Raw genomic sequence first — 5,464 nt, 5'->3', positions numbered from 1 at the left:
AGAAGGAGCCGCCCCCGCCGCCCCCGGAGCAGGCCGCACCCTACGACCGCGACCTCACGCGGCTGTCCGAGATCATCGGATCGCTGGCCTTCCTGCGCGAGCTGTGCGCGGGTGCCGACGCCGCCGAGTGGCCGAACCGGATGAAGGCGCTGATCGAGGCCGAGGGCGTCACGCCCGGGCGGCGCGACCGCCTCGCCGGGGCGTACAACCGCGGCTACCGCGGCTACGCCTCCACCTACCGCGTCTGCACGCCGGCCGCGCACGAGGCGGCGGGCCGCTTCGTCGCCGAGGGGGAGCGCCTGTCGCACGCGCTGGCCGGCCGTTTCGGCGGTTGATGCAAACCGGCCACACGGCAGAAGCATCCGGGGAAACCGTCGTATTCGACCATCCGCGTTAACCGCTTCGCAATTCCCGGCTGGTCGCGGACCCGTGAGCCGCCTATCATCCTTTCCGTACGCCGGGCCTCCAGCCCGCGCGCAACGGATACGACGCGCCATGCAGAACAGCACTCAGACCGCCCCGTTCGAAGCCGACGTGGACGAGAAGCGCGCCGCCCTGGGCTACGTGTCCGAGGCGTTCGCCGAGGGCTGCCTCGACGGTCTCGACGGCGACTGCATGGCTCAGGCGGCCCTGTTCGCCGCCTTCCAGGAACTGGTCATGACCTACGGCGAGGAGGCGACCGCCCGCTACGCCGAGGGATTCCCCGAGCGCATCCGCGGCGGCGCCTTCACCACCGCGCTCCAGCACTGATCCCGATGCCGCGGCTGGCGCGGGCTCAGGCCCGTGCCAGCGCCTCCTCGAAGGTCACGGCCTCGCCGCGCGACGGCGCGGTCAGCACACCGTCCCACATCACGCGGGCCCCGCGCACCACCGTCCCCACCGGCCATCCGGTCACGGTCTTGCCGTCGTAGGGCGTCCAGGCGCTCTTCGAGGCGATCCAGGCATTGCGGATCGTCTCGCGGCGCTTGAGGTCGACCACCGTCACGTCGGCGTCGTAGCCGATCGCGAGCCGCCCCTTGCGTGCGATGCCGAACAGGCGCTTCGGCCCGGCGCTCGTCAGGTCGACGAAGCGCTCGAGCGACAGCCGTCCGGCCGCGACGTGGTCGAGCATGATCGGCACCAGCGTCTGCACCCCGGTCATCCCCGAGGGCGAGTCCGGATAGGGCTTGACCTTCTCGTCGAGCTGGTGCGGCGCGTGATCCGAGCCGAGGATGTCGGCGACGCCCTGCCCGAGACCCCACCAGATCCTTCGGCGATGCGCATCGCCGCGGACCGGCGGGTTCATCTGCACGAGCGTGCCGAGCCGCGCATAGGCCTCGTCGCCGTCGAGGGTGAGGTGATGCGGCGTCACCTCGACGCTCGCCACGTCCTTGTGGTCGGCGAGGTAGTCCATCTCGTCGCCGGTCGAGATGTGCAGGATGTGGATGCGGGCGCCGGTCTCCCGCGCCAAGGCCACCAACCGCCGCGTCGCCGCCATCGCCACCTCCGGCGAGCGCCAGACCGGGTGCGAGGACGGGTCGCCGGGGACGCGGAGATCCTTGCGCGCGCGCAGCATCGGCTCGTCCTCGGAGTGGAAGGCGGCGCGGCGGCGGATCGCCGTGAGGATGGCGCGCACGCCCGCATCGTCCTCGACCAGCAGCGACCCGGTCGAGGACCCGACGAACACCTTGATGCCGGCGGCGCCGGGCAGCCGCTCCAATTCGGCGAGCTGCGCCACGTTCTCGTGGGTGCCGCCGACCCAGAACGCGAAATCGCAATGCATCCGGTGATGCGCGCGGGCCACCTTGTCGGCGAGCGCGTCCGCGCTGGTGGTGAGCGGGTTGGTGTTCGGCATCTCGAACACGGCGGTGACGCCACCCATCACGGCCGCCCGCGAGCCGGATTCGAGATCTTCCTTGTGGTCGAGGCCGGGCTCTCGGAAATGCACCTGGGTGTCGATCACGCCGGGCAGCAGGTGCAGGCCGGCGCAATCCTGCCGCTCGGCACTGGCTGCCTGCGCGAGGTCGCCGGTCGCCGCGATGCGCCCGCCGCGGATGCCGAGGTCGGCAAGGTGCGTCCCGTCCTGATTCACCACCGTGCCGCCGGAGAGGACGAGGTCGAAGGGCTGGTCCATCGGGGATGCCATCGGAAACGCCTTGGTTGAGGCCGGGTCCCGGGCGGCTTATGTCACGCCTCATCCTCGCGCAATCGCGCGGCCTTAAAGGCCCGATCGGGCCGAGTGAGGACTTGCCATGCCGATTGCCCTGCTGCCGGACCGCGCCCTCGTCACCGTGACCGGGCCGGACGCCACCGCCCTGCTCCAGGGCGTGATCACCTGCAACGTCGACACGCTGGGCGAGGCGGAGGCGCGCCTCGGCGCCCTGCTGACGCCGCAGGGCAAGATCCAGTTCGACTTCCTGATCTCGCGGATCGGCGACGGGTACCGCCTCGACGTGCCGGCCGAGCAGGCTGCGGCGCTCGCCAAGCGCCTGACCCTCTATCGCCTGCGCGCGAAGGTCGAGATCGCGGTCGATCCGACCATCGCCATCGCCGCATCCTGGGACGGCGCCACCACTGCCGTCGAGGTCGACGCCGTGGCCGACGCCCGGGCCGAAGGCCTCGGCGCGCGGCTCTACGCGGCGGCGGGCGCCTTCTCCGCGGACGCGTCCGAAGCGGAGTACCACGCTCACCGCATCGCGCTCGGGATCCCCGAGGGCGGGCGCGACTTCCCGTTCAGCGACGCCTTCCCGCACGAGGCGCTGATGGACCAGCTCGGCGGCGTCGACTTCCGCAAGGGCTGCTACGTCGGCCAGGAGGTGGTCTCGCGGATGCAGCACCGCGGCACAGCCCGCACCCGCATGCTGCCCGCCACCTATCCCGCGGGCGAGGCGGCCGCGCCCGGCTCCGAGATCACCGCCGGCGCCAAGGTGCTCGGCGTGACGGGGAGCCGTGCCGCCGGGCGCGGCCTCGCGATGCTGCGCCTCGACCGGCTCGCCGACGCGATCGCGGCCGGCGAGCCCCTGCGTGCCGACGGCAAGGTGCTGACCGTGGAGCGCCCGGCCTTCGCCAGCTTCGCGATGCCGGACGTCGCGGCGGGCTGAATGACCGAGGCATCGCATCCGGTCGAAGGCCTCGTCCGCCATCCCGACGGCTGCGCCCGGTGCTGGTGGGCGGGGCTCGATCCGCTCTACGTCGCCTATCACGACGGCGAATGGGGCGTGCCCGAGCACGACGGCCGCGCGCTCTACGAGAAGCTGATTCTCGACGGCTTCCAGGCCGGGCTGTCGTGGATCACGATCCTGCGCCGGCGCGACGGCTTCCGCCGCGCCTTCGCCGCGTTCGATCCAGAGGCCATCGCGCGCTTCACCGAGGCCGACGTGGAGCGGCTGATGCAGGACACCGGCATCATCCGCAACCGCGCCAAGATCGTCGGCACCGTCGCCGGCGCCCGCGCCTGGCTGCGGATCGAGGAGCGCGGATCCGGTTTCTCGCGCTTCCTGTGGGATCACCTGCCGGACGGCCGGCCGATCCAGGGCAGCGCGCGGACCCGCAGCGAGATCCGGACCGAGACCGACGTGTCGCGGCGGATCGCCAAGGCGCTGAAGGCCGAAGGCTTCGCCTTCTGCGGCCCGGTGATCGTCCACGCCTTCATGCAGGCGGTCGGCATGGTCAACGATCACCTCGTCGGCTGCCATCGCCACGCGCCCTGCGCCGCGCTGGCGGAGCCGGGCCGTTGAGCGCGGTGCAGCCGCGGGCGTGGCAGCGGATGCTGTCGGGCCGCCGCCTCGACCTGCTCGACCCTTCCCCCCTCGACATCGAGGTGGCCGACATCGCCCACGGGCTCGCCCGCGTCGCCCGCTGGAACGGGCAGACCGCGGGGCCGCACGTCTTCTCGGTGGCGCAGCACTCGCTGCTGGTCGAGGCGGTCGGCCTGCATCTCACGCCCGGGTGCACGCCGGCACAGGGCCTCGAGCTGCTGCTGCACGATGCGCCGGAATACGTCGTCGGCGACATCATCTCGCCGTTGAAGGCCGCGATCGGCGATTCCTACAAGGGCGTCGAGCGCCGCCTGCTCGCTGCGATCCGCCGGCGCTTCGGGCTCGAGGCGCCGACCCCGGCCTTCGCCCGCCTGGTCAAGCGTGCGGACCGGGTGGCGGCGCATGCCGAGGCGGTGCGGCTCGCCGGATTCGCGCCGGACGAGGCGACGCGCTACTTCGGGCGGCACGAGACCTTGCCCGAGCCGGTCCTCGCCCTGCTCGACCCCTGGCCGACCGCGCAGGCGCAGGCCCGTTATCTAGACCGTTTCGCCGAGCTCGCGAAATCCTGACACCCGACCTAGAACCCGGACCCGAGATGCCGACGCTGCACGTCTGCCCCCTGTCGCGCCTGCCCGAGACCATCGCGGCGACCGGGGCGAGCCACGTCCTGACGCTGCTCAACCTGCCCTCGGCGCCGGAGCGGCCGGCGACGATCGCCGAGGGCTGCCACGCGGTGGTCGGCGTCAGCGACATCGCGGTCGCGACGGACGGGTACGTTCTCCCGGCCGAGGACCACGTGCGCGCCATCCTCGACTTCGTCGCGGCGTGGCCGCGCGAGAAGCCGATGGTGATCCACTGCTACGCCGGCATCAGCCGCTCGACCGCCGCGGCCTACATCGCCGCCTGCGCCCTCGATCCCGCCCGCGACGAGGCCGAGGCCGCCGCGGCGTTACGCCTCGCGTCGCCGTCGGCGACGCCGAACCGCCTGTTCGTCGAGATCGCCGACCGGCTGCTCGGCCGCGACGGCCGGATGGTCTCGGCCGTCGCCGCGATCGGCCGCGGGGCGGACGCCTTCGAGGGCACGCCGTTTCGTTTCGAGCTCGGCTGACCGGTCGAGCCCACCGGCATACCGGTGTGGCGCAAACGTCGCCGCCGGCTGGAAAAACCGCGTGTCTCCGCCCGCCGCGAAGGCACGTGGGGTTGTGGCGGTCGCCGCCTCCGCCTTAGAACCGCACCAAAGGATCCTGTAGGGATGACCGAAAGCCGACCCGACGCGACCGCGATCGCCGCCGACACGCCCTTCGAGAAGGCCCTGGAGCAGCTCGAGGACATCGTCCGCCGCCTGGAGAAGGGCGACGTGGCGCTGGACGAATCGGTGACGATCTACGAGCGCGGCGAGGCGCTGAAGCGCCACTGCGAGATGCTGCTGAAGCGGGCCGAGGCCCGCATCCAGCGCATCACCCTGACACCCGACGGGCGCGCCGAAGGCGTCGCACCCCTGGACGTCGATTGAGATGCGCCGTGCTCGAGCACCGCAGCCTCGTTCGGCGTTCGAGATCGATATGAGGCCGAACCCGTGACGCAGACCCCCTCGATGCCGGCCCCCTCGATTTTGGACGGTTTGTCCGAGACGTCCGCGTTGCGGTTGCTTCCGGAGAGCGATCTCCGGGCGGTGGCGGACGCGGTTCGCTCGGAGATGATCGAGGCCGTGTCGGTGACGGGCGGTC

At 72.1% G+C, this 5,464-nt stretch carries 8 protein-coding genes; 7 read left to right on the top strand and 1 reads right to left on the bottom strand.

Annotated features, from left to right (window positions below):
• Together FV223_RS19100 and FV223_RS19095 are read left to right on the top strand one after the other, a co-directional pair.
• On the top strand, positions 1 to 335 hold a 335-nt coding region (locus tag FV223_RS19100), incomplete at its 5' end, for a TIGR02301 family protein (RefSeq protein WP_147728486.1).
• A gap of 160 nt (positions 336 to 495) precedes the next feature.
• A complete protein-coding gene (locus FV223_RS19095; protein WP_147728485.1) occupies positions 496 to 750 on the top strand; it encodes a hypothetical protein in 255 nt (84 codons plus the stop codon).
• 25 nt (positions 751 to 775) lie between these two features.
• Here FV223_RS19095 and FV223_RS19090 read toward each other — a convergent pair whose 3' ends face one another.
• Positions 776 to 2,113, bottom strand: a complete 1,338-nt coding sequence (locus tag FV223_RS19090) for a dihydroorotase (RefSeq protein ID WP_147728484.1) — start codon at positions 2,111 to 2,113, stop codon at positions 776 to 778.
• A 118-nt stretch (positions 2,114 to 2,231) separates the two neighbouring features.
• On the opposite strand from FV223_RS19090, the gene FV223_RS19085 reads away from it, so the two are divergent.
• The 5 genes from FV223_RS19085 (at position 2,232) to FV223_RS19065 (ending at position 5,250) form a co-directional block, all read left to right on the top strand.
• Positions 2,232 to 3,080 (top strand): folate-binding protein YgfZ, encoded by an 849-nt coding sequence (locus FV223_RS19085; RefSeq protein ID WP_147728483.1) that lies wholly within the window; start codon positions 2,232 to 2,234, stop codon positions 3,078 to 3,080.
• Positions 3,081 to 3,716, top strand: coding sequence for a DNA-3-methyladenine glycosylase I (locus FV223_RS19080; protein WP_147728482.1), 636 nt, complete (start codon positions 3,081 to 3,083; stop codon positions 3,714 to 3,716).
• 29 nt (positions 3,717 to 3,745) lie between these two features.
• Positions 3,746 to 4,306 (top strand): hydrolase, encoded by a 561-nt coding sequence (locus FV223_RS19075; protein WP_147728487.1) that lies wholly within the window; start codon positions 3,746 to 3,748, stop codon positions 4,304 to 4,306.
• Between the two features lie 26 nt (positions 4,307 to 4,332).
• Positions 4,333 to 4,845 carry a protein tyrosine phosphatase gene (locus FV223_RS19070; RefSeq protein ID WP_147728481.1) on the top strand — a complete coding sequence of 171 codons (513 nt, stop codon included), beginning with the start codon at positions 4,333 to 4,335 and terminating at the stop codon, positions 4,843 to 4,845.
• 144 nt (positions 4,846 to 4,989) lie between these two features.
• Entirely contained in the window at positions 4,990 to 5,250 is a 261-nt protein-coding gene (locus FV223_RS19065) for an exodeoxyribonuclease VII small subunit (RefSeq protein WP_147728480.1), read from the top strand.
• Positions 5,251 to 5,464 lie beyond the last annotated feature (214 nt).

The organism is Methylobacterium sp. WL116 (assembly GCF_008039455.1).
GTDB lineage: Bacteria > Pseudomonadota > Alphaproteobacteria > Rhizobiales > Beijerinckiaceae > Methylobacterium.
The sequence above is the reverse complement of the archived record's forward strand: the minus strand, read 5'-3'. Positions and strand labels throughout refer to the sequence as shown.